Here is a 19,986-nt window from a genome sequence, read left to right on the forward strand (position 1 = left end):
CCTGAACGGTACACTCCGTCGCATGGGACACGGCGTGGACGGTCGCGACCAGCCGGTCGGTCGGTTGGACGCCGATGCCGCCGCGCACGTCGCCACCACCTTGCAGGCCTTGGCCACCCCCAGCCGGCTGCTCATCCTCGCCGAACTACGCCACGGACCCCTTCCGGTCACCGAACTCGCCGACGCGGTGGGCATGGAACAGTCCGCGGTCTCCCATCAGCTACGCCTGCTCCGCAACCTGGGCCTGGTCACGGGCACCCGCTCCGGCCGCAGCGTGATCTACACCCTCTACGACAACCACGTGGCCCAACTCCTGGACGAGGCCATCTACCACAGCGAACACCTTCGCCTTGGCCTGGCCGACCGCCCGAACTCCACTGTCGGTCCATGAGTCCCAACAGCATTCGGTGAGCGGACCCCGGCCGGTGTCTCACTCCTGGTCGTGCATCGCTCCCACCGTCGGCGTACCGATCGTGATGGCCGCCGCGACCACGATCGCCCCCGTCGCCACCGCCACCATCGCCGGCCATCCCATCTGCTCGACCGCCCAGGCGCCGAACGCCGTCCCCAGGCTGCCGCCGACGAAGTACACCACCATGTACGCGCTGTTGAACCGGGCGGGCGCGGTGGGCTCGATCGCCAGCACGGTGCTCTGGTTGGCGACCTGGGCGGCGAACAGACCCGCATCGAAGAGGGCGAGACAGATCAGTGCGGTGGCGGTGCTGGCGAGGCCGAACCCGAGCGTGATCGCGGCGGCCGCGGCCAGTGTCAGCCCGACCAGCACAACGCGGCGGGCGCCGAGGCGATCGGTCCACGTGCCGGCCACCCGCGTCGCGACGATGCCGAGCAGTCCGGCGAGGGCGTAGAGCCCGATCCGTTCGGCCGAGTACTCGAACGGTGGAGCCGACAGCGCGACCGCCATGCCGGCCCAGACGGCGCAGAACGCGAAGAACCACAGGGCGCCGCGTGTGGCGGCGAGCCGCAGCGTCGCGTACCGGGCGAACAGTCCCGGAATCGACCGCAGCACAGCGAGATAGCCTCGCTGCCCCGCGCCGGGAGCGGCGGGCAGGATCAGCGGCGCGGTCGCCGCGATCACGACGCAAGCTCCGGCGAACACCAACAGCGTCCCTCGCCAGCCGATGGTGTCGGTGAGCCGGCCGCCCACGATCCGCCCCGCCAGGATCCCCGCCGAGATCCCCGCGGTCACGATGCCGAGCACGGTCGCCCGCCGCGGCGCGGCCGCCAGCCGACCCGCCACCGAACTCAATCCCGCCCCCACCGCGGACCCGGCCCCGACCACGCCGAGGACGAGCCCGAGTATCCACACCTGCCCGACGATGGCATTGAGCGCCAAAGCTACTGCGAGACAACCGAACTGCGCCGCGACTACAAGCCTCGGCGGGTATCGGTCGACCAGCGGAACCAGCAGCACCAGCCCACACAGATACCCCACCGGCCCGCACGCCAGCGCCACCCCCACCGCCGCCGGCGAACTCCCCAGCGACCCAGCGACCGCGCCGATCGCCGGCTGCAGCGGATACACCGTCGCCGTCCCCAGCGCCGCCGCCAACGACATGTACCAAACAACCGGGTTTCGCAGTCGGCCGGTTCTGGTCCCTGCGACACGATCAGTCTTCACTTCCCGAGCGTAGGAATTCGCGAGCTCGGGACGCTGGCAGAAATCGGACGTCAACGGGCCGCGCCGTGAACGGAGGATCAGCGGCGGACGGTGTGGGTGCTGCCCCCGGTCTTGGCGGCGTAGAGGGCGCGGTCGGCGCGGTCGAGGACGGCGTCGGCGTCGGCGCCTGCCATGGGGGCCAGGACCGCGCCGATGCTCACCGCCACGGTGATGCGGGCGCCGTCGACGGTGAAAGGGTGGGCGAGGGCGCGGTGCAGGCCGGTGACGATGCTGTCGATGTGGTCGTTGTCGGCCGGTGGGGCGGCCAGGACGATGAATTCGTCGCCGCCGGTGCGGGCCAGCAGGCAGCCGTGCCGGGTGGCGGCGGCCTCGAGTCGCGCCGAGACCTCGGCCAGCAGCCGGTCGCCGGCGATGTGGCCGAAGGAGTCGTTGACCTCTTTGAAGTTGTTCAGATCGAGGGCGAGCACCCCGGCGACGGCCTCGGGCGCCGCGTCGGCGATCACGGTGTGCAGGCGGTCGAGCAGGTGTCGGCGGTTGGGCAGCGCGGTGAGCGGATCGTGCATGGCCTGCCACTGCAGCTGCTCGGTGGCGGTGCGGCGCTCGGTGATGTCCTCGCCGAAACCGAGCAGATAGCGGCGGTCGCCGCCAGTGGAGGAGCACCGGATCACCGTCCACGCGGTCCATACCATCGAGCCGTCGCTGCGGGGGAAACGGCCCTCGACGTGGAGGGTGCCGGTGGGAGAGGCCTCCAGCGCCGATTCGACCAGCTCCTGCACCTCGGCGCGACGTTCGGGTGGGAACAGCATGAAGCCGTCGGTGCTGCGCAGTTCGTCGACCGTGCGTCCGACGAGCCGCTCGAAGGCGGGGTTGGCGTCGAGGATGTGGCCGTGCTCGTCACCGAGCGAGATCCCGATCGAGGCGTGCCGGAACGCCAACTCGAAGCCCTCGGCGTAGGGCGTCGAGGACTGCAGCGCGCGGGCGAATCCGGCACAGAAACCACCGATCACGGTGTCCGCGGCGGCGGTGTCGCCAGGGCGTGCCGCCTCGGCGAGGGTGCGCAGGATGGGCACCGCGGTGCCGAGGGCCGCGGGGGCGGTGATCCCGGCGGCGACGAGCCCGGCACCCGCCTGTTCGGCCACGGCGGGCTCGAACTCGGGACGAGCCAGACCCGCGCGCAGATGGGCGACCAGATCGACCACCGTCTCGGCCACGACACCGGCGGGCAGCGGACCGAGGTCTGCCAGCTGCTCGAGCCACTGTTGCGCGATGTCGTCGAAGGTCATGTCGGTGTCGATTTCCGGTTCGACCGCACACCGGGGCGGCGTGGCGGCGATTGCCGTGATCATGCCACGGGTTGCCGGACATTAACAGGTCGATCGACCAGACATCGGCGCGTCTGCTGTCCGGGCGTCACGGCATCCGACTGTGAATGCACACAGTCTTGCGCGCGACGGCGGCGGCCACGCTCGCGAGGGCCGAGGGTGGAACGATGAAACACCTTTCCGACCGTGACATCCTGACCGAACTCGCGCCGGTCGCCGAAGCCAATCTCAACGACCACCTCGCCAAGGCCAAAGCGTGGAATCCGCACGACTACGTGCCGTGGGACGAGGGCCGCAATTTCGCGGCGATGGGCGGCATCGATTGGGAGCCCGAGCAGTCACGACTGAGCGAGGTCGCTAAGGCGGCGATGATCACCAATCTGCTCACCGAGGACAATCTGCCCTCCTATCACCGTGAGCTCGCCGACACCTTCGGTCTCGACGACGCCTGGGGCACCTGGGTGGGCCGCTGGACCGCCGAGGAGAACCGCCACGGAATCGTGCTGCGCGACTACCTCGTGGTGACCCGCGCGGTCGATCCGGTCGCGCTGGAGCAGGCGCGGATGACCCACATGACCGCCGGAATAGCGAAACCGGAAAAGGGCTCGCAATTCCTGCGCTCGGTCGCCTATGTCACCTTCCAGGAATTGGCCACCCGAATCAGTCATCGCAATACCGGCGCGCTGTGCGCGGAACCGGTCGCCGAGCGCATGCTGGGGCGCATCGCCGCCGACGAGAACCTGCACATGATCTTCTACCGCAAACTCTGCGCCGCCACCCTCGACCTGACCCCCGACGAGAGCATCCGCGCGATCGCCGATGTCGTCCTGCGATTCCAGATGCCCGGTCTCAACCAGCCGAACTTCCGGCGTAATGCGGTGCTGCTGGCCAAGCACGGCGTCTACGATCTGCGCCAGCATCTCGACGTCGTCCTGAAGCCGGTCCTGCGGACGTGGAACGTCTTCGAGCGCAATGATTTCACCGCACCGGGCGAGCAAGCGCGCGAGGAATTGCATCAGTACCTCGTCGATCTCGAGACCAAGGCCGCCCGCTTCGAGGAACAGCGCGAACGGGCGCTCGCGCGCGAACTCGCCCGCGCCGCGAGCTGACTCCGGGCACGTCGCCGCGCAGCCTTGATCAGTACGCGCGCCGTCATCTCGTGCCGTGGTCGTTGCCCGGCTCCGGTGGCGGGGCCGGCTCTCTCCCGCGATACGCCCGTTCCCAATGACCGGACCGGCGCACCTGTGACAGCGGCCGGTCTCGGCCCGGGGTGATCGCCGGGACCAAGCGTGGACTCGCGCTGCTGTGACTGTGTCCAATATCGGGCCGAGGTGATTGCGGTGGGGCGCGAAGGGGCCGATGGTGGATACGTGGGAGGTGTAGTCCCACACATCTGGTGGTCGGCAACCGGCATCAGGTCCGGCCACATACCGACACCGTTCCCGAGGCCGTCCGGCCTCGGGGTGCGGCTCGGCTCTGCTCGAACCTGTTGTGGAGTGTAGACATCGGAGTCTGAATGAACCCCTTGTTCGACTGTCATCGCGTCTGGGTCGCCGACATCTTCGCCGACGGCTTGCACGGACCCAGCCTCACCGCGCAGCCGGCGGCGATCGCTGCCGTCGACGCGACCCCGCTCACTCCTGCGCTGCGATGCGCCCGCGAACCCGACGAGGTGATCGGCTGGCGGGCGCTGTGCTCGTGCGGGGGCTGGCACGGGCGCACCTGGTTGCGCGCCGAGAACCCGGTCGACCACGATCCGGGGCACCGGCGATTGCACTGCCCCAGCGGACGGCTCGACACGAGCGCCACCACCCTGGTTCTCGCCGAATGGGATTACCACCGCGTCGAGATGCAGGCCCTGATCCCGGTGCGCCTGGCGTACGAGGACTCGGTCTCGGCCCAGCAGCGACTCGTCGAGGCCGTCCGCTTCGTCCGCTCGGCGGGTGCTTCCTGGGCGGCCATCGGGCAGGTGAGCGGTCTCGGGTCGGCCGAGGACGCCGAACTACGTTTCGGTCCGCAAGCCTGTGACATGTGCTGAATGGCGCACACCAAAGGGTTCTGACCAGGGCTTGTGAGCTGTCGCAGGCCGTTGCCGTAGCGCTGCGCGGCCGCCGCTCGCGGCGCACCGTGATCGTCGAAGGCCGGTCGTCGTCGACCGGTCCGGACGCGAGGAGACAGCAATGGTTTCGGTGTGGCGAGCGGCGATGGCCGTGGTTGCGATGGCGGGTCTGGTGGGTTCCGCGGCCCAGACCGGACAGGCGCAGGTTCCGTGGCCGACCGGGGTGCACGTCGAGGTGCCGTCGAGATGGACCCCGGTTGTCCCCGGGGCGTACGGACCCGACACCGCGGTCGTGATCCTCGGCTACGGGCTCACGCCGGCGGGCACGATGCGCGAAGAACTGGTGCGGCGACTACGCGTCGGTCTGTTGCAGGCGGCCTTGGCGCCGCTGTCACCGATCATCGTCACCGGTGGAAATCCACGGTCCGGCATCACCGAGGCCGACGCGATGTCGGAGTGGCTGGTGGCCAATGGCGTCGCGCCGGAACGGATCCTGCGCGAGGGCCGGGCGGACTCGACGGTGCAGAACGCTCGCCACACCGCCGCACTCATGGCCGAGCGCGGACTGCGCGGGGCGGTCCTGGTGACCTCGGACGACCATATCGGTCGCGCGTCGGCGGCCTTCGTCGCCGCCGACATCGCGGTGGTCGGTGAGCTGACTCCCGATCGGGTCCCGTGGTTCGTCCGGCCCGTCTGGGTGGGGACCTTCGGCGCGAACAGCCCGCACCCCGGTCCCTGAGCCGGGGCGCCCGCTCGGTTCAGCCGGTGGTGGCGGGTTCGGCGTGGGTGGCCCCGATCCAGTGCAGCAGCTGATGGACGGTGTCGTCGGCGAGCCGGTAGCGCACGATGCGTCCGTCCTTGGCGGCGGCGACCCAGCCCTGCTGGCGCAGCAGCCGCAGGGCCTGGGAGGTCGCGGTGGCCGACATGCCCACCGCGGCGGCCAGATCGCTGACGCTGATGTCGGGCGCGTGGTGCAGGCACAGCAGCAGGCGCAGCCGGTTGACGTCGGAGAGCAGGTCGAATCGCCCGGCCCAGTGCTCGATGCCGGCGATGTTCAACGCGGACGCGGCACGGCTGGCGTGCTCGGGATCCAGGGAGGGACTCACTGCCACGACTCCACTGTGCCTTTCCCGGGCGGAGAGAACCAGTCGGACACCTCAGCAATTCATCTGTTCACATGAGCATATATCGGGCGTACCATCATGAGGGGTGAGCCAGATCACCGTGGCAATGCATATGAGCGACGGCATCGTCGATGCGCCGACCTCGTTGCTGTTCGCCGTGATCGCGGTCGCCGGACTGGGTTTCGCCGCGTGGCGGGCAAGGGCTGATCTCGACGAACGTGCCGCCCCGATGGCCGGTCTGGTCGCCGCGTTCCTCTTCGCGGTGCAGATGGTGAATTTCCCGATCCTGCCCGGGGTGAGTGGGCACCTCCTCGGCGGGGCATTGGCCGCGATCCTGGTCGGCCCGTATCTCGGGGCGCTGTGCGTGGCGATCGTGCTGGTCGTCCAGGCATTGCTGTTCGCCGACGGTGGGCTGTCGGCGCTGGGTACCAACATCACGAACATGGCGCTGATCGGCGTCGGCGCGGGATATCTCGTCGCGCGGCTGGGGGCCGGGCTGCTCGGCAAGCGCTCCGAGGCGGGTATCGGGAGCGTGGCCTTCGTCGCGGCCTTCATCGGAACCGTGTGCGCCGCCATGGGTTTTGTCGTCGAGTACGCGATCGGCGGCGCCGCGGGCTCGACGGTCGGCGCGGTCGCCGGATACATGCTCCTCACCCACGCGCTGATCGGGATCGGCGAGGGGATCATCACCGCGATCACGGTGGTCGCGGTGGCGAGGGCTCGGCCCGACCTCGTCTACCTGTTGCGTGCTGTCGCGGCGGCGCGGACCGAGACGACCTCGCTGCGCGAGCGAGTCTCGGTGCCGGGTTTCCTGCTGGCCTTCGCCGCGTCGGCGGTGCTCGTCGCCGGGGTGCTGTCCTATGCGGCGAGCTCGCAACCCGACGGCCTCGACGCCACCACCCAGCGCGGGTGTGTGACGGTAGAGGTCGGCGGTGTCGAGGAGTTGCGCGGGGAGTGCGTCGCGCAGAACGCTGCCGAACATCGCCTCGCCGATTCCGCGCTGGCCGACTACGCGATCGGCGGGGACGAGGCGTGGGTCGGTCTGGCCGGTGTGCTCGGTGTCGCTGTCGCGTTCGCGGTGTTGTTCACGGTGGTCAGGGCGATCGGGCGACGGCCGAGCACGGAGGCAGTCGGCACGGGGTCGGATTCGGGGCCGAGGTAGGTGGGCGGCCCCGGCCGGCTGCTGTACCTGGCAGGGGACTCGCCCGCGCATCGCGCGCCGGCGGAAGTGAAGATCGTGTGCGCGGTGCTCACCGTCTTCGCTGTCGTCGCCACGCCACGAGAGTTGTTCTGGCCCTACGGTTGCTACGCACTCGGCCTCCTCGTCGTATGGCGCTGGTCCGGCATCGCGCTGCGCTGGATCGCGCCGCGCCTGCTCATCGAAGCGCCGTTCGTGGTGCTGGCGGTGCTGTTGCCGTTCGCCGCGGGTGACCCACGCGTCGAGTTCCTCGGTCTTTCCCTGTCGGCCACCGGCCTCTACGCCGCGTGGGGAATCATCGCGAAAGGCACTCTCGGCGTGGGGATCTCGCTGACCCTGGCCGCCACCACGAGCGTGCGTGACCTCCCCGGCGGGCTCGCCCGGCTGCGCGTGCCCGGCATCATCGTGATGATCGTGGTCCTGATGCTGCGCTACGTCGATGTACTGGTCGTCGAGGCGGGCCGGATGCGGCTGGCGCGGATCTCGCGCGGCGACGACCCGCGAACCCTGCGGCAGGCCGGGGCGACGGCGCGCGGCGCGGGCACCCTGTTCCTGCGCTCCTATGAACGTGGTGAACGGGTGCACCTGGCGATGCTGTCGCGTGGATTCGACGGTGCCGTACCCGCTGTCGGCCTCGCGCGCGCCAGTCGTCGACACTGGGTGCTCGGTTGTCTGCCCGCGGTCGCGGCGATCGGCATCTGTCTCGGTGCTTGGATGGTTCGGTGACCGATTCGGCAGCACCCGCTGTGCGCGTGACCGAGCTGAGCTACGCCTACCCCGACGGCACCTGGGCGCTGCGCGGCGTCGACCTCGAGGTCGCGGCGGGGGAGCGGGTCGCGGTGCTCGGCCCCAACGGCGCCGGAAAATCCACCCTCATGCTGCACCTCAACGGGGTACTCACCGCCACCTCGGGGGAGGTGCGCATCGGCGGAACCCGACTGGAACGCGCGACCGTGCGCGCCGTTCGACAGCGGGTCGGCGTGGTCTTCCAAGACCCTGACGATCAGCTGTTCATGCCCACCGTCCACCAGGACGTCGCCTTCGGTCCCGCCAATTTCGGCGTGCGCGGCGCACAGCTCGAGGAGAACGTCCGCGAAGCCCTCGCCGCGGTCGGGATGTCGGATCGCGCCGGTCGTTCCCCGGCCCACCTGTCGCTGGGCGAACGCCGCCGCGCCGCGCTGGCCACCGTTCTGTCGTGTCGACCCGATGTCCTCGTCCTCGACGAACCCGCCGCCAATCTCGACCCGGTGGCCCGCCGCGAACTGGCCGACATCCTGCTCGCCCTGCCGACGACCCTGCTGGTGGTGACCCACGATCTGCCGTACGCGCAGCGGATCTGTGATCGCGTGGTGATCCTGGACGCGGGCGAGATCGTCGCCAACGGGCCGGCCGCGCAGATCCTCGCCGACACCGATCTGCTGGCCCGGCATCGGCTGCACTGAGTGGGAGTAGCCTCGGGGGAGGTTCTCACCTTCGACGAGCCGAGACCGCGATGCACGAAATGGCCATCACCCAAAGTGTCATCGACGCCGTGTGCGAACACGCGGCGGGTCAGCGGGTGCACAGCGTGCTGGTCGAAGTGGGTGTGCTGTGCGCGGTGGTGCCCGAGGCCATGCGCTTCTGTTTCGAGCTGGCCGCCGAGGGCACCCTCGCCGAAGGCGCCCGCCTCGAGATCGACGAGGTGCCCGGCGCCGCGCTCTGCCGGACCTGCGGCGCCGATTTCACCCTGTCCCAGCCGATCGCCCTGTGCGACTGCGGTAGTGCCGATGTCGAGATCAGGGCCGGGCACGAACTCCGAATCCGATCTATGGAGGTGAGCCGAGAATGTGCGCAACCTGTGGATGCGGCGACGACGATGCGGCAGCAGTGATCACCATCCCGCACGAGCACGGTCACTCGCATGACCACGCTCACGGTGCCGACCACGTCCACCTGCCGGTGACCGAGACCATCACTCTCGAACAGAAGGTCCTGGCCAAGAACGACGAACTGGCCCAGCGCAACCGTGCCTGGCTCGCCGCCCGCGACATCCTGGCACTGAACATGACCAGCTCGCCCGGCGCGGGCAAGACGACCCTGCTCGAGCGCACGATCCGTGAGTTCGGCGAGGCGCCCATCGCGGTGATCGAAGGCGATCAGGCCACGCTGCTCGACGCCGAACGGATCGCCGCGACCGGCTGCCGGGTCGTCCAGGTCAACACCGGCGCCGGCTGCCACCTTGACGCCGAGATGACCCGTCGCGCGCTGGAAACCCTCGATCCGGCGCCGGGCAGCCTGCTGTTCATCGAGAACGTCGGCAATCTGGTGTGTCCGGCGCTGTTCGATCTCGGCGAGCGCGGCAAAGTCGTGGTGATCTCGGTGACCGAGGGCACCGACAAGCCGCTGAAGTACCCGCACATGTTCGCCGCCGCCTCGCTGGTCCTGGTCAACAAGATCGATCTGCTGCCCTATGTCGACTTCGACCTGGAGAAATGCCGCGAATACGCGGCCATGATCAATCCGGGAGCCGAGATCGTGCCGATGTCGGTCACCGGCGGTGAGGGCATGGCGCAGTGGTTCGAATGGCTGCGCAGCCAACGTGTGGCTATTGATGATCACGCGACCGCGCCCTAGAATGTTGTGATCAGGATCACAAATCCACATCGCTTCAGAAAGTGGCACAGCCCATGCCCACCAAGGAAGCAATCACAGCGGAACAGACCCTGATCCACGTTTTGTGGATCAACGCCGGTCTCAGTTGCGACGGAGACTCGGTCGCGTTGACCGCTGCCACGCAGCCCAGTATCGAGGAGATCGCCCTCGGCGCCCTTCCCGGCCTCCCACAGATCGCGGTGCACTGGCCGCTGATCGATTTCGAATGCGGTCCGACCGGCGGCGCCGACGATTTCCTCGAATGGTTCTTCAAAGCCGATCGCGGCGAACTCGAACCGTTCGTGCTCGTAGTGGAGGGGTCGATTCCCAACGAAGCACTCCACGACGAGGGCTACTGGTGCGGATTCGGCAACGACCCCGCCACCGGTCAGCCCATGACGACCAGCGAATGGCTCGACCGGCTGGCGCCGAAAGCCACCGCGGTGGTCGCGGTCGGTACCTGCGCCACCTATGGTGGCATCCACGCCATGGCCGGTAATCCCACCGGCGCGATGGGGGTGCCCGACTATCTGGGGTGGGGCTGGAAATCCAAGGCCGACATCCCGATCGTCTGCGTGCCCGGCTGCCCGGTCCACCCGGACAACATGTCCGAGACGCTGACCTACCTGCTCTACATGGCCACCGGGCAGGCGCCGATGATCCCCCTCGACGAGGCGCTGCGACCGAAGTGGTTGTTCGGCGCCACCGTGCACGAGGGATGCGATCGCGCGGGCTATTACGAGGAAGGTGATTTCGCCGACGAGTACGGCTCCCCGAAATGCATTGTGAAACTGGGCTGTTGGGGTCCGGTGGTCAAATGCAACGTCCCCAAGCGGGGCTGGATCAACGGCGTCGGTGGCTGCCCGAACGTGGGCGGCATCTGCATCGGCTGCACCATGCCGGGATTCCCGGACAAATTCATGCCGTTCATGGACGAACCCCCGGGCGGGAAGATCTCCTCGACGGCATCAGGACTGTACGGGTCGGTGATCCGCAGCCTGCGGCACATCACCGGACGCACCGTCGACAAGGAACCGCGCTGGCGGCACAAGGGCGAGAAGCTGGAATCCGGCGCCACCCGCACCTGGTAGGAGGCGATTGGAATGACTGCCATCATCCCCGAGCCGTCGCACAAGAGGATCGAGCCCGACCGTCTCGTCGAGATGGCGTGGGATCCGATCACCCGAATCGTCGGCAGCCTGGGAATCTATACCAAGATCGACTTCGAGAACCGCGAAGTGGTCGAGTGCCACAGCACCTCGTCCATCTTCCGCGGCTACTCGATCTTCATGCGGGGCAAGGATCCCCGCGACGCGCACTTCATCACCAGCCGCATCTGCGGCATCTGCGGCGACAATCACGCGACCTGTTCGTGCTATGCGCAGAACATGGCCTACGGCGTGAAACCGCCGCACCTGGGTGAGTGGATCGTCAATCTCGGCGAGGCCGCAGAATGCATGTTCGATCACAACATCTTCCAGGAGAACCTGGTCGGCGTGGATTTCTGCGAGAAGATGGTCGCCGAGACCAATCCGGGCGTCCTCGCGCAGGCCGAGAAGACCCTGGCCCCGCATTCGGACGAGCACGGCTACCGCACCATCGCCGACATCATGCGCGCGCTGAATCCGTTCACCGGCGAGTTCTATCGGGAGGCGCTGCAGGTCAGCCGCTACACCCGGGAGATGTTCTGCCTGATGGAAGGCAGGCACGTACACCCCTCCACGCTGTATCCGGGCGGCGTGGGAACGGTCGCGACGATCCAGTTGATGACCGACTACATGACGCGCCTGATGCGCTACGTCGAGTTCATGAAGAAGGTCGTGCCGATGCACGACGACCTCTTCGACTTCTTCTACGAGGCGCTGCCGGGTTATGAACAGGTCGGATTGCGGCGCACCCTGCTGGGTTGCTGGGGTTCGTTCCAGGATCCCGAGGTGTGCAATTTCGAGTACAAGGACATGGAGGAGTGGGGTCGGCGGATGTTCGTCACCCCGGGCGTGGTGGTCGACGGGAAATTGGTGACCACCTCCCTGGTCGACATCAATCTCGGTATCCGAATCCTTCTGGGCAGTTCGTATTACGACGACTGGACCGATCAGGAGATGTTCGTCGAGACCGATCCGCTCGGCAATCCGGTCGACCGGCGCCACCCCTGGAATCAGCACACCAATCCCAAGCCGCAGAAGCGCGACATGGACGACAAGTACAGCTGGGTGATGTCGCCGCGCTGGTTCGACGGCACCGACCATCTGGCTCTGGACACCGGCGGCGGGCCGCTGGCCCGGCTGTGGTCCACGGCGCTGGCCGGGTTGGTCGACATCGGCTACGTCAAGTCGACCGGGCACAGCGTGCAGATCAACCTGCCCAAGACCGCGCTGAAGGGTCCGGTCAGCTTCGAATGGAAGATCCCGGAGTTCGGCAGCAACACCATCGAACGCAATCGCGCCCGCACCTACTTCCAGGCCTACGCCGCGGCCAGTGCACTGCACTTCGCCGAGCAGGCGCTCGTGGAGATCCGGGCGGGCCGAACCAAGACCTGGGAGCACTTCGAGGTGCCCGACGAAGGCATCGGCTGCGGATTCACCGAGGCCGTGCGCGGTGTCCTGTCCCATCACATGGTGATCCGGGACGGCAAGATCGCCAACTACCACCCGTATCCGCCGACGCCGTGGAACGCCAACCCCCGCGACAGTTTCGGTACGCCGGGACCGTACGAGGACGCGGTGCAGGGCCAGCCGATTTTCGAGGAGAACGACCGCGAGCACTTCAAGGGCATCGACATCATGCGCACCGTGCGCAGCTTCGACCCCTGCCTGCCCTGTGGGGTGCACATGTACCTCGGCAACGGCAAGTCGCTGGACAAACTGCACTCGCCGACACAGACCCTCACCGGGGAGTAGCGGTGATGCCGGATCGGCTGGGGGAGCACGACGAGGCAGCGATCGACACGGACCGATGGCGCGGAGCGGGCGACCGGATCGAAACCCTGCTCGACGCGAGTTCGGCCGGTGGCGTCGTCGCCCGGGAGCGCGCCGAGCAGTTGGTGCGCGAGGTCTCCGACCTCTACGGCGCCGGCCTGGCGCGGATCCTGGAGTTGGTCGATCCGGGTGCGCGCGAACGGCTTGTCGCCGACGACCTGATCGCGAGCCTGCTGCTCGTGCACGGATTGCACCCGCACGACGTGGACACCCGCGTGCGCGCGGCCCTCGACAGCGTGCGCCCGTATCTGGGCTCACACGGTGGTGATGTGGAGCTGCTCGACGTGCACGACGGTGTGGTGCGCCTCGAACTGTCGGGGAGCTGCCGTACCTGTCCGTCGTCCTCGGTGACCCTGGAATTGGCCGTGGAGGACGCGGTGCGCGCGGCGGCCCCGGAGATCGAGTCCATCGAAGTGGCTGCCGCGCAGGCGGAGTCGACGGATTCGCTGATCTCCGCCGACTCGCTGTTCGCCCGGGTGCACGCCGATACCCATCCGGTGGAAGCGCACGGGAGCTGGATTGTCGTCCCGGAGCTGGCGGAACTGGGTGCGGGCGAGGTCGGTGGCTTCGTCATCGGCGGTCAGACGGTGCTGGCCTGCCGCGTCGGTGACGACCTGTTCGTCTATCGCGACCACTGCCCGTCCTGTGATCACTCGCTGGCCGGTGCCGCCCTGCAGCGCCGGGTCGGGTTCCCCGTCGGCGATGCGGTGCTGCGCTGCCCGACCTGTCTGGCCCACTATGACGCCGTCCACGCCGGCGCCAGGGTCGACGGCGAAGGGCATCTGGAACCGCTGCCGGTGCTGGTGCGTGCCGGGGAGTTGTCGGTGGCCGTTCCGATGGAGGTGGCCGGTTGAGTTCTCCGCTGGGGGTGCTGCGGCGCCTCACCGTCGATCGCAAGCCCGCCGTTGCGGCGGGCGAGCGGTGTGAGATGTGCGCGGAGACCATCGCCGCCGAGCATCAGCACGTGGTGAATGTCGAAGGGCGTCAACTGTTGTGCGTCTGCCGGGGTTGCTACCTGCTGTTCACCGATCAGAACGCCACCCTGCGCTATCGCGCGGTGCCCGACCGCTACCTGCGGTTCCCCGGCTTCACCATCAGCCACGGTGAATGGGACGCGCTCGAGATCCCCGTCGGTCTGGCGTTCTTCTTCGACAACTCCGCGCTGGGCCGCACCGTCGCGTTCTATCCGGGACCGATGGGCGCCACCGAATCCGAACTGCCCCTCGACGAGTGGCGCACGGTGCTCGACCGGCACCCGGAGATCGCTGTGGCCGTTCCCGATGTCGAGGCGCTGATGATCCGGGTCCCCGAGCGCGGCACCGCCGAGGCTGCCTGCCTGCTGCTGCCCATCGATGCCTGCTACGAATTCGTCGGCCGGATGCGAATGCTGTGGCGCGGCTTCGACGGCGGTCAGGACGTGCACCGATACCTCGACGAGTTCTTCGACGCGGTGTCGGCACGGGCGCGCCCGGGTGGTGTGTGATGTGCCCGGCCTACTCGACGACCTTCGCCGTGCTGGGAATCCAGCCCGAGCCCTACGCGGCCAGCCCCACGCTGTCCGCGCGGATCGGCATCGCGATGCTCGGCGAGGAACCCGTGCACGCGATCGCCCTGCGGGCGCAGGTGCGGATCGAACCGCACCGGCGCGGCTACACCGACGAGGAGAGCGCGGGCCTGATCGACCTGTTCGGGCCACGCGAACGCTGGCGCGACACCCAGCGCTCCTTCCTCTGGATGCACTGCGCCACCATGGTTCCCGGCTTCCACGGCGGCGCCCAGGTGGACCTGCCGATGCCGTGCACCTACGACTTCGAGGTGAGCGGGTCCAAATACCTGCACGCCCTGCGCGAGGGCACCGTGCCGCTGATCTTTCTGTTCAGCGGCACGGTATTCATCAGGGGAACAACGGGTTTCGCGGTACAGCAGATTCCGTGGGACCGCGAGGACAAGTTCGAGATGCCGGTCTCGGTCTGGGAGGACCTGATGTCGGCGCATTTCCCCGATGCGGGGTGGCTGCGCCTGCAACGCGACACCGTCGAGGCGCTCGCCGCCTACAAGTCCGGTCACGGGCTGCTCGGCTTCGACGACGCTGTGCTGCGCCTGCTCGAGGACAGCTCATGACCGCCGAGCCGACGAGGTCGCGGGCCAGGGCACGCGCGGTCGCCGACGCGGTGCTCTACGAGGGCTACCTGCTGTACCCGTATCGGGCGAACTCGCGAAAGAACCAGTCGCGCTGGCAGTTCGGTGTGCTCGGTCCCGCCGGGGCGGCTGGCGCGGGGCTCGGTGAGGACTCAGAACTCTCGGCACAATGCCTGCTCGATGCCGGCGGACGTACCGTGCTCACGCTGACCGTTCGGTTCCTGCAACTGCAACGCCGCACGGTCGAGGATGCCGGGGGAGCGCCGGTCGCCGAGTTCGTCGTCGACGGCAGATCGTGGATCAGCTGGGACGAGGCGGTGGAATGCGAGCACTCGGTCGGCCCGCTGACCTTGACCGATTCTTCTGCACCACTGTCGATTCCGGGCGGAACAGAGTATGAGGCCATCCCCGGCCCCGACGGTTCCGCGGCCGGGCGGGTGGTCCGGCATCGGGAACACCTCGACGGTGAGATCCAGATGAGTGTGGAGCGCGACGAGCGCTTCGTGTGTCTGAGCGTCATCCTCCGCAACACCGGCGCCCCCGCGACCGACCAGCACGACGCCATCGCCCGCTCCCTGATCGGTGCGCACGTCATCGCCGAACTCGACGACGGCCAGTTCGTCTCGCTGCTCGAACCCCCACCCGACGCCGAAGCCGCCGTGGCCCGCTGTGTCCAGCACCGCTGCTTCCCGGTCCTGGCCGGACCGCCCGGTGACCACAGCATCGTGCTGGTCTCGCCGATCATCCTCTACGACCATCCCGAGATCGCCGAGCAGAGCGAGGGGCCGCTGTTCGACTCCACCGAAATCGACGAGATCCTCACCCTGCGGGTCATGACCATGACCGAGGAGGAGAAGGCCCAGGCCCGCGCGACCGACCAGCGGGCCGCGCAGCTCATCGACCGCTGCGACACCATGACGCCGGAGGCCTTGCAACGGTTGCACGGCGTCCTGCGCGATCCGCATGCCGACACCGCCGCGCTGATCCCGGAGGTACCCGACGGGGTCGACTGGTGGGACCCGCTGGCCGACAACGCTGTTCGGCCGGACACCGACGCGATCCTGGTCGGCGTGGTCCGGGTCGGCAACGGCACCCGCGTGCGCCTGCACCCCTCGCGACGCGCCGATGCCCACGATCTGTTCTACGACGGCCGGATCGCACGGGTCGTCACCGTGCACGAGGACGTCGACGGGCAGGCACACGTCGGCGTGGTCATCGAGGACGACCCCGCCGCCGACCTGCACGAATGGTACGGCCGCTACCTGTACTTCGCCCCGGAGGAGATCGAACCACTCGACAGCCCACGAGAATGAGAGAGAAGGGGTCAATCATGGCCACGATAGGAATGATCGCGGTGGCGTGTGCCGCCGTGGTGGCGTTCGCCGCCGCGATACTCGGCGTCCGGTCGATACCGGACCTGCAGCGCTACCTGAAGATGCGCCGGATGTGAGATGACGGCGCGGGTGCTCGTCGCCGGGATCGGCAACATCTTCCTCGGCGACGACGGTTTCGGGCCCGAAGTGGTGCGACGACTCCCGCCGCACGGTGACCCCGTGCGGGTGGTCGACTACGGGATCCGCGGCATGCACCTGGCCTACGACCTCCTCGACCCCTGGGACGCCCTGATCCTCGTCGACGCCGTCCCCGACCGCGGCGCCCCCGGCACCCTCGCGGTCTTCCACGCCGAACCGGACCCGGCCGGCGCGGCCCGGCTCGACGCCCACGCCATGAACCCCGACGCCGTCTTCGCGAGCGTCCGAGCTTTGGGCGGAACCCTCCCGCCGACCGTTGTGGTCGGCTGCCAGGTCGCCTCGGTGGACGAGGGCATTGGTCTGTCCGAACGCGTCACCGCCGCTCTCGACCGGGCGGTCGCCGTCGTGGCCGAGGTCATCGCGCGACTGGCTGCCGACCCGAGCGGTCCGGTCGACGATGCGCCCGAGCCGTTCGCGCCGTCGTGTCGACCGGAGGAGTGAGCCATGTGCCTCGGTATTCCCGGACAGGTCGTGGAAATTCTCGACGGCTATCACGGTCAGCTCGCGCTGGTGACGGTGTCCGGGGAAAACCGGAAGGTGAATATCGGCCTGCTGGACCAGGACCCGGTGGGTCCCGGCGACTGGGTGATCATCCACATGGGGCTGGCGGTGGAGAAGACCGACGAGGCCGGGGCCGCCGCCGCGCTGGCCGGGCTGAACCTGATGGGGCGAGGTGAGCAGCCGTGAGTGCCGAGCGGCAGCGTCGTCACCTCGTGGTCCGCGGGGTGGTGCAGGGCGTCGGGTTCCGGCCCTTCGTCTACACCACCGCCGCCGAACTGTCGCTGTCCGGCTCGGTCGCCAACGACAGCTCCGGGGTGATCATCGACATCGAAGGCACCCCCGCCGATCTGGACGAGTTCATCCGCCGACTCCGCGACCGGCCACCCCCACTGGCCGTCATCGAATCCATCGACAGGATCACCGTCGCGGTGCGGGGCGGCACCGGCTTCCACATCGTCGACACCACCCGCGCCGACGGTGGCCGCACCCTCGCCTCCCCGGATGTCGCGATCTGCGCCGACTGCGCCGCCGAACTCGCCGACCCCACCGATCGCCGCCATCGCCACCCCTTCATCAACTGCACCAACTGCGGACCCCGCTTCACCATCATCACCGACCTCCCCTACGACCGCTCTCGCACCTCGATGGCCGACTTCCCGATGTGCTCCCACTGCACCGCCGAATACACCGACCCCACCAACCGCCGCTTCCACGCCCAACCCATCGCCTGCCCCGATTGTGGGCCCCGCCTGACCTACACCGCTGTACCGCTGTCCGCCGCGACCACCGACGATCGCTCGCGGCTGTCTCGCTCCGGTCGCAGCGAACCCGAGACCGCCGGCGCCACCCACTCGAACGACGGCGTGCAGCCGACCTCCGACGGTCCCAACCCCTCGCTGCCCGCTGCCCACCGTGCCCCGTCGCCGACCTCCGATGCCGCCGCGGCACTGACCGCCGCACGAGAGCTGTTGCGCGAAGGGGGAATCCTCGCGGTCAAGGGCATCGGCGGCTACCACCTTGCCTGCGACGCCACCAACGAAGACGCCGTGGCCACCTTGCGCAGCCGAAAACGCCGTGGCGACAAGCCGTTCGCCGTCATGGTCGCCGACCTGGCCACCGCGCGCGCTATCGCCGAGGTCGACGACATCGCGGCGGCACTGCTCAGTGGGCCCCAACGACCTATCGTCCTGCTCGCCCGCAAGGCCCCCATCTCCTACGCGGCCACGTCGCACGCCACGCTCGGGTCCCGAACCCATGCACTCGCATCCCCGGTCGGACGCGGCATCGTCGGCCTTGGTGACCTGCTCGAAGGTGATCGGGCCGACTCCAGCCCCTCGGCAGCGCGCGAAGGCCACGGTCAATACGCTCGCGGCACTGCCACACCCACCGGTGCGGAAGCACCAGGCCGTCCCGAATCACGAGGGTTGGACCGTGGCGCGATCGCCCTGGCTCCTTCGGTCGCACCCCGCAACCCCGACTTGGGTGTGCTGCTGGCCTACACCCCGCTGCACCTGCTGCTGTTCGGTCTCCCGGGCGACCCTCCTGGACCGCAGGTGCTGGTGATGACCTCGGGCAATCTCGGTGGCGAACCGATCTGCTACGACGACGAAGACGCCGGTACTCGTCTGGCCGGCCTCGCCGACGGCTGGCTCTCGCATGACCGCCGCATCCTGACACCGTGCGATGACTCGGTCCTACGCGTTGTCGACGGCATCGAACTTCCGTTGCGCCGCTCGCGTGGGTACGCGCCGCTCCCGCTGACCCTGCCCGTTCCGGTTCCACCCACCCTGGCCGTCGGCGCGGACCTCAAGAACACCTGCGCGGTCGGTGACGGTCGTTACGCCTGGCTCAGCCAGCACATCGGCGACATGGACGACCTGGCCACCCTGCGCGCCTTCGGCTTCGCGGCCGAGCATCTCGCGGAGCTGACCGGAGTAGCGCCGACACAGCTCGTCGTCGACGCGCACCCTGGCTACCGGTCGACCGCCTGGGCGCGCACACATGCCGAGGGCCGCCTGGTGCGCACCGTGCAGCACCATCACGCGCACATCGCCGCTGTCATGGGCGAACACGGACTCGGCGCAGCGGAGACCGTCGCCGGAATCGCCTTCGACGGCACCGGATTCGGGCCCGATGGCGCCATCTGGGGCGGCGAGGTGCTGGCGGCCGGATACAAGGGGTATCGGCGACTCGCGCACCTGCGATATGTGCCGCTGGCGGGCGGCGACACGAGCGTGCACCGCCCCTACCGCATGGCGCTGGCCCACTTGCGATCCGCCGACCTGCCCTGGTCCGACACCATCGCCTCGGTCGCCGCCTGCCCCGCCGATGAACGTGCTGTGCTGACCCACCAGTTCGACACCGGCCTCGGCTGCACCCCGACCTCGAGCATGGGCCGTCTCTTCGACGCGGTGGCCTCCCTGGCCGGTGTCCGCCACACCGTCGACTACGAAGCCCAGGCCGCCATCGAACTGGAAGCGATCGCCCGCGGCGTCGACCCGGGCGCGGGCACCTATCGGTTCGCCCTCGACCACACCGCCGACCCGGCCGTGATCGATCCGGCCCCGGTCGTCGCCGCGGTCGTCCGCGATGCCGGGCACGGCGTTCCGGCCGCCGTGATCGCGGCCCGCTTCCACCACGCCGTGGCCCGGTTGGTCCTCGACCTCGCCCGGGACTTCGCCCCGCCCCCGACCACCGTCGCGCTCTCGGGAGGCGTGTTCCAGAACGCGCTGCTGCTCTCGGCGGCACGCACTCTGCTGCGCGACAACGGATTTCCCATCATCACGCATCGCAGACTGCCGCCCAACGACGGTGGCCTCGCGTTCGGGCAACTACTCGCTGGCGCGGGTTGAGGAAAGGAGAG

22 protein-coding genes and 1 pseudogene are annotated in these 19,986 nt (G+C 68.8%); 20 read left to right on the forward strand and 3 right to left on the reverse strand.

From position 1 onward, the window contains the following. The first annotated feature begins 22 nt into the window (after positions 1-22). Positions 23-391 (forward strand): ArsR/SmtB family transcription factor, encoded by a 369-nt coding sequence (locus BOX37_RS10660; protein ID WP_071927503.1) that lies wholly within the window; start codon positions 23-25, stop codon positions 389-391. A 39-nt stretch (positions 392-430) separates the two neighbouring features. On the opposite strand, the gene BOX37_RS10665 is transcribed toward BOX37_RS10660, so the two are convergent. Next, positions 431-1,639 carry an MFS transporter gene (locus tag BOX37_RS10665; protein ID WP_071931373.1) on the reverse strand — a complete coding sequence of 403 codons (1,209 nt, stop codon included), beginning with the start codon at positions 1,637-1,639 and terminating at the stop codon, positions 431-433. Positions 1,640-1,716: 77 nt separating this feature from the next. Continuing rightward, complete coding sequence (locus tag BOX37_RS10670; RefSeq protein ID WP_071927504.1) at positions 1,717-2,985, reverse strand: sensor domain-containing diguanylate cyclase; 1,269 nt, start codon at positions 2,983-2,985, stop codon at positions 1,717-1,719. A 143-nt stretch (positions 2,986-3,128) separates the two neighbouring features. Here BOX37_RS10670 and BOX37_RS10675 point away from each other — a divergent pair, with 143 nt between their 5' ends. The 3 genes from BOX37_RS10675 (at position 3,129) to BOX37_RS10685 (ending at position 5,759) form a co-directional block, all read left to right on the forward strand. Further along, positions 3,129-4,070 carry an acyl-ACP desaturase gene (locus tag BOX37_RS10675; protein ID WP_071931374.1) on the forward strand — a complete coding sequence of 314 codons (942 nt, stop codon included), beginning with the start codon at positions 3,129-3,131 and terminating at the stop codon, positions 4,068-4,070. Between the two features lie 407 nt (positions 4,071-4,477). Beyond that, entirely contained in the window at positions 4,478-4,999 is a 522-nt protein-coding gene (locus BOX37_RS10680; protein WP_071927505.1) for a hypothetical protein, read from the forward strand. Positions 5,000-5,141: 142 nt separating this feature from the next. Beyond that, positions 5,142-5,759 carry a YdcF family protein gene (locus tag BOX37_RS10685; RefSeq protein ID WP_071927506.1) on the forward strand — a complete coding sequence of 206 codons (618 nt, stop codon included), beginning with the start codon at positions 5,142-5,144 and terminating at the stop codon, positions 5,757-5,759. A 19-nt stretch (positions 5,760-5,778) separates the two neighbouring features. On the opposite strand, the gene BOX37_RS10690 is transcribed toward BOX37_RS10685, so the two are convergent. Beyond that, entirely contained in the window at positions 5,779-6,132 is a 354-nt protein-coding gene (locus BOX37_RS10690; RefSeq protein ID WP_071927507.1) for an ArsR/SmtB family transcription factor, read from the reverse strand. A 118-nt stretch (positions 6,133-6,250) separates the two neighbouring features. Between BOX37_RS10690 and BOX37_RS35225 the strand changes: the two are divergent. The 16 genes and pseudogenes from BOX37_RS35225 to BOX37_RS35235 all read left to right on the forward strand — a co-directional run. Then, positions 6,251-6,904 (forward strand): annotated as a pseudogene (locus BOX37_RS35225) (energy-coupling factor ABC transporter permease); the annotation flags it as partial. Between the two features lie 39 nt (positions 6,905-6,943). Beyond that, the gene (locus BOX37_RS35230) at positions 6,944-7,306 is read left to right on the forward strand and encodes a PDGLE domain-containing protein (RefSeq protein ID WP_338039864.1); all 363 of its coding nucleotides are present in this window, start codon (positions 6,944-6,946) and stop codon (positions 7,304-7,306) included. Further along, complete coding sequence (gene cbiQ, locus BOX37_RS10705) at positions 7,307-8,068, forward strand: cobalt ECF transporter T component CbiQ (RefSeq protein WP_071927508.1); 762 nt, start codon at positions 7,307-7,309, stop codon at positions 8,066-8,068. Continuing rightward, positions 8,065-8,784, forward strand: coding sequence for an energy-coupling factor ABC transporter ATP-binding protein (locus BOX37_RS10710; protein WP_071927509.1), 720 nt, complete (start codon positions 8,065-8,067; stop codon positions 8,782-8,784). Before cbiQ ends, BOX37_RS10710 begins: the two co-directional genes overlap by 4 nt. 50 nt (positions 8,785-8,834) lie before the next feature. Then, on the forward strand, positions 8,835-9,212 hold the full coding sequence (hypA, locus tag BOX37_RS10715) for a hydrogenase maturation nickel metallochaperone HypA (protein WP_071927510.1): 378 nt from the start codon (positions 8,835-8,837) through the stop codon (positions 9,210-9,212). Further along, complete coding sequence (gene hypB / locus BOX37_RS10720; RefSeq protein ID WP_071927511.1) at positions 9,167-9,955, forward strand: hydrogenase nickel incorporation protein HypB; 789 nt, start codon at positions 9,167-9,169, stop codon at positions 9,953-9,955. The genes hypA and hypB overlap by 46 nt, the downstream gene beginning before the upstream one ends. Positions 9,956-10,008: 53 nt before the next feature. After that, complete coding sequence (locus tag BOX37_RS10725) at positions 10,009-11,064, forward strand: NADH-quinone oxidoreductase subunit B family protein (protein ID WP_071927512.1); 1,056 nt, start codon at positions 10,009-10,011, stop codon at positions 11,062-11,064. A gap of 12 nt (positions 11,065-11,076) precedes the next feature. After that, positions 11,077-12,873, forward strand: a complete 1,797-nt coding sequence (locus BOX37_RS10730) for a nickel-dependent hydrogenase large subunit (RefSeq protein ID WP_071927513.1) — start codon at positions 11,077-11,079, stop codon at positions 12,871-12,873. 5 nt (positions 12,874-12,878) lie between these two features. Continuing rightward, on the forward strand, positions 12,879-13,805 hold the full coding sequence (locus BOX37_RS10735) for a NifU family protein (protein ID WP_071931375.1): 927 nt from the start codon (positions 12,879-12,881) through the stop codon (positions 13,803-13,805). Next, positions 13,802-14,434 carry a DUF5947 family protein gene (locus BOX37_RS10740; protein ID WP_240505299.1) on the forward strand — a complete coding sequence of 211 codons (633 nt, stop codon included), beginning with the start codon at positions 13,802-13,804 and terminating at the stop codon, positions 14,432-14,434. The genes BOX37_RS10735 and BOX37_RS10740 overlap by 4 nt, the downstream gene beginning before the upstream one ends. Then, the gene (locus tag BOX37_RS10745; protein WP_071931377.1) at positions 14,434-15,072 is read left to right on the forward strand and encodes a DUF6084 family protein; all 639 of its coding nucleotides are present in this window, start codon (positions 14,434-14,436) and stop codon (positions 15,070-15,072) included. Before BOX37_RS10740 ends, BOX37_RS10745 begins: the two co-directional genes overlap by 1 nt. Beyond that, positions 15,069-16,403 (forward strand): hypothetical protein, encoded by a 1,335-nt coding sequence (locus BOX37_RS10750; RefSeq protein WP_071927514.1) that lies wholly within the window; start codon positions 15,069-15,071, stop codon positions 16,401-16,403. The genes BOX37_RS10745 and BOX37_RS10750 overlap by 4 nt, the downstream gene beginning before the upstream one ends. Before the next feature lie 17 nt (positions 16,404-16,420). Continuing rightward, complete coding sequence (locus tag BOX37_RS36080; protein WP_387616454.1) at positions 16,421-16,540, forward strand: DUF6893 family small protein; 120 nt, start codon at positions 16,421-16,423, stop codon at positions 16,538-16,540. A 1-nt stretch (position 16,541) separates the two neighbouring features. After that, complete coding sequence (locus BOX37_RS10755; RefSeq protein ID WP_071927515.1) at positions 16,542-17,063, forward strand: hydrogenase maturation protease; 522 nt, start codon at positions 16,542-16,544, stop codon at positions 17,061-17,063. Positions 17,064-17,066: 3 nt separating this feature from the next. Further along, positions 17,067-17,309, forward strand: a complete 243-nt coding sequence (locus BOX37_RS10760; RefSeq protein ID WP_071927516.1) for a HypC/HybG/HupF family hydrogenase formation chaperone — start codon at positions 17,067-17,069, stop codon at positions 17,307-17,309. Beyond that, entirely contained in the window at positions 17,306-19,975 is a 2,670-nt protein-coding gene (locus BOX37_RS35235; protein WP_084759537.1) for a carbamoyltransferase HypF, read from the forward strand. Before BOX37_RS10760 ends, BOX37_RS35235 begins: the two co-directional genes overlap by 4 nt. Positions 19,976-19,986: the final 11 nt, after the last annotated feature.

The sequence above is a fragment of the Nocardia mangyaensis genome (assembly GCF_001886715.1).
GTDB classification, from domain to species: Bacteria; Actinomycetota; Actinomycetes; order Mycobacteriales; family Mycobacteriaceae; genus Nocardia; species Nocardia mangyaensis.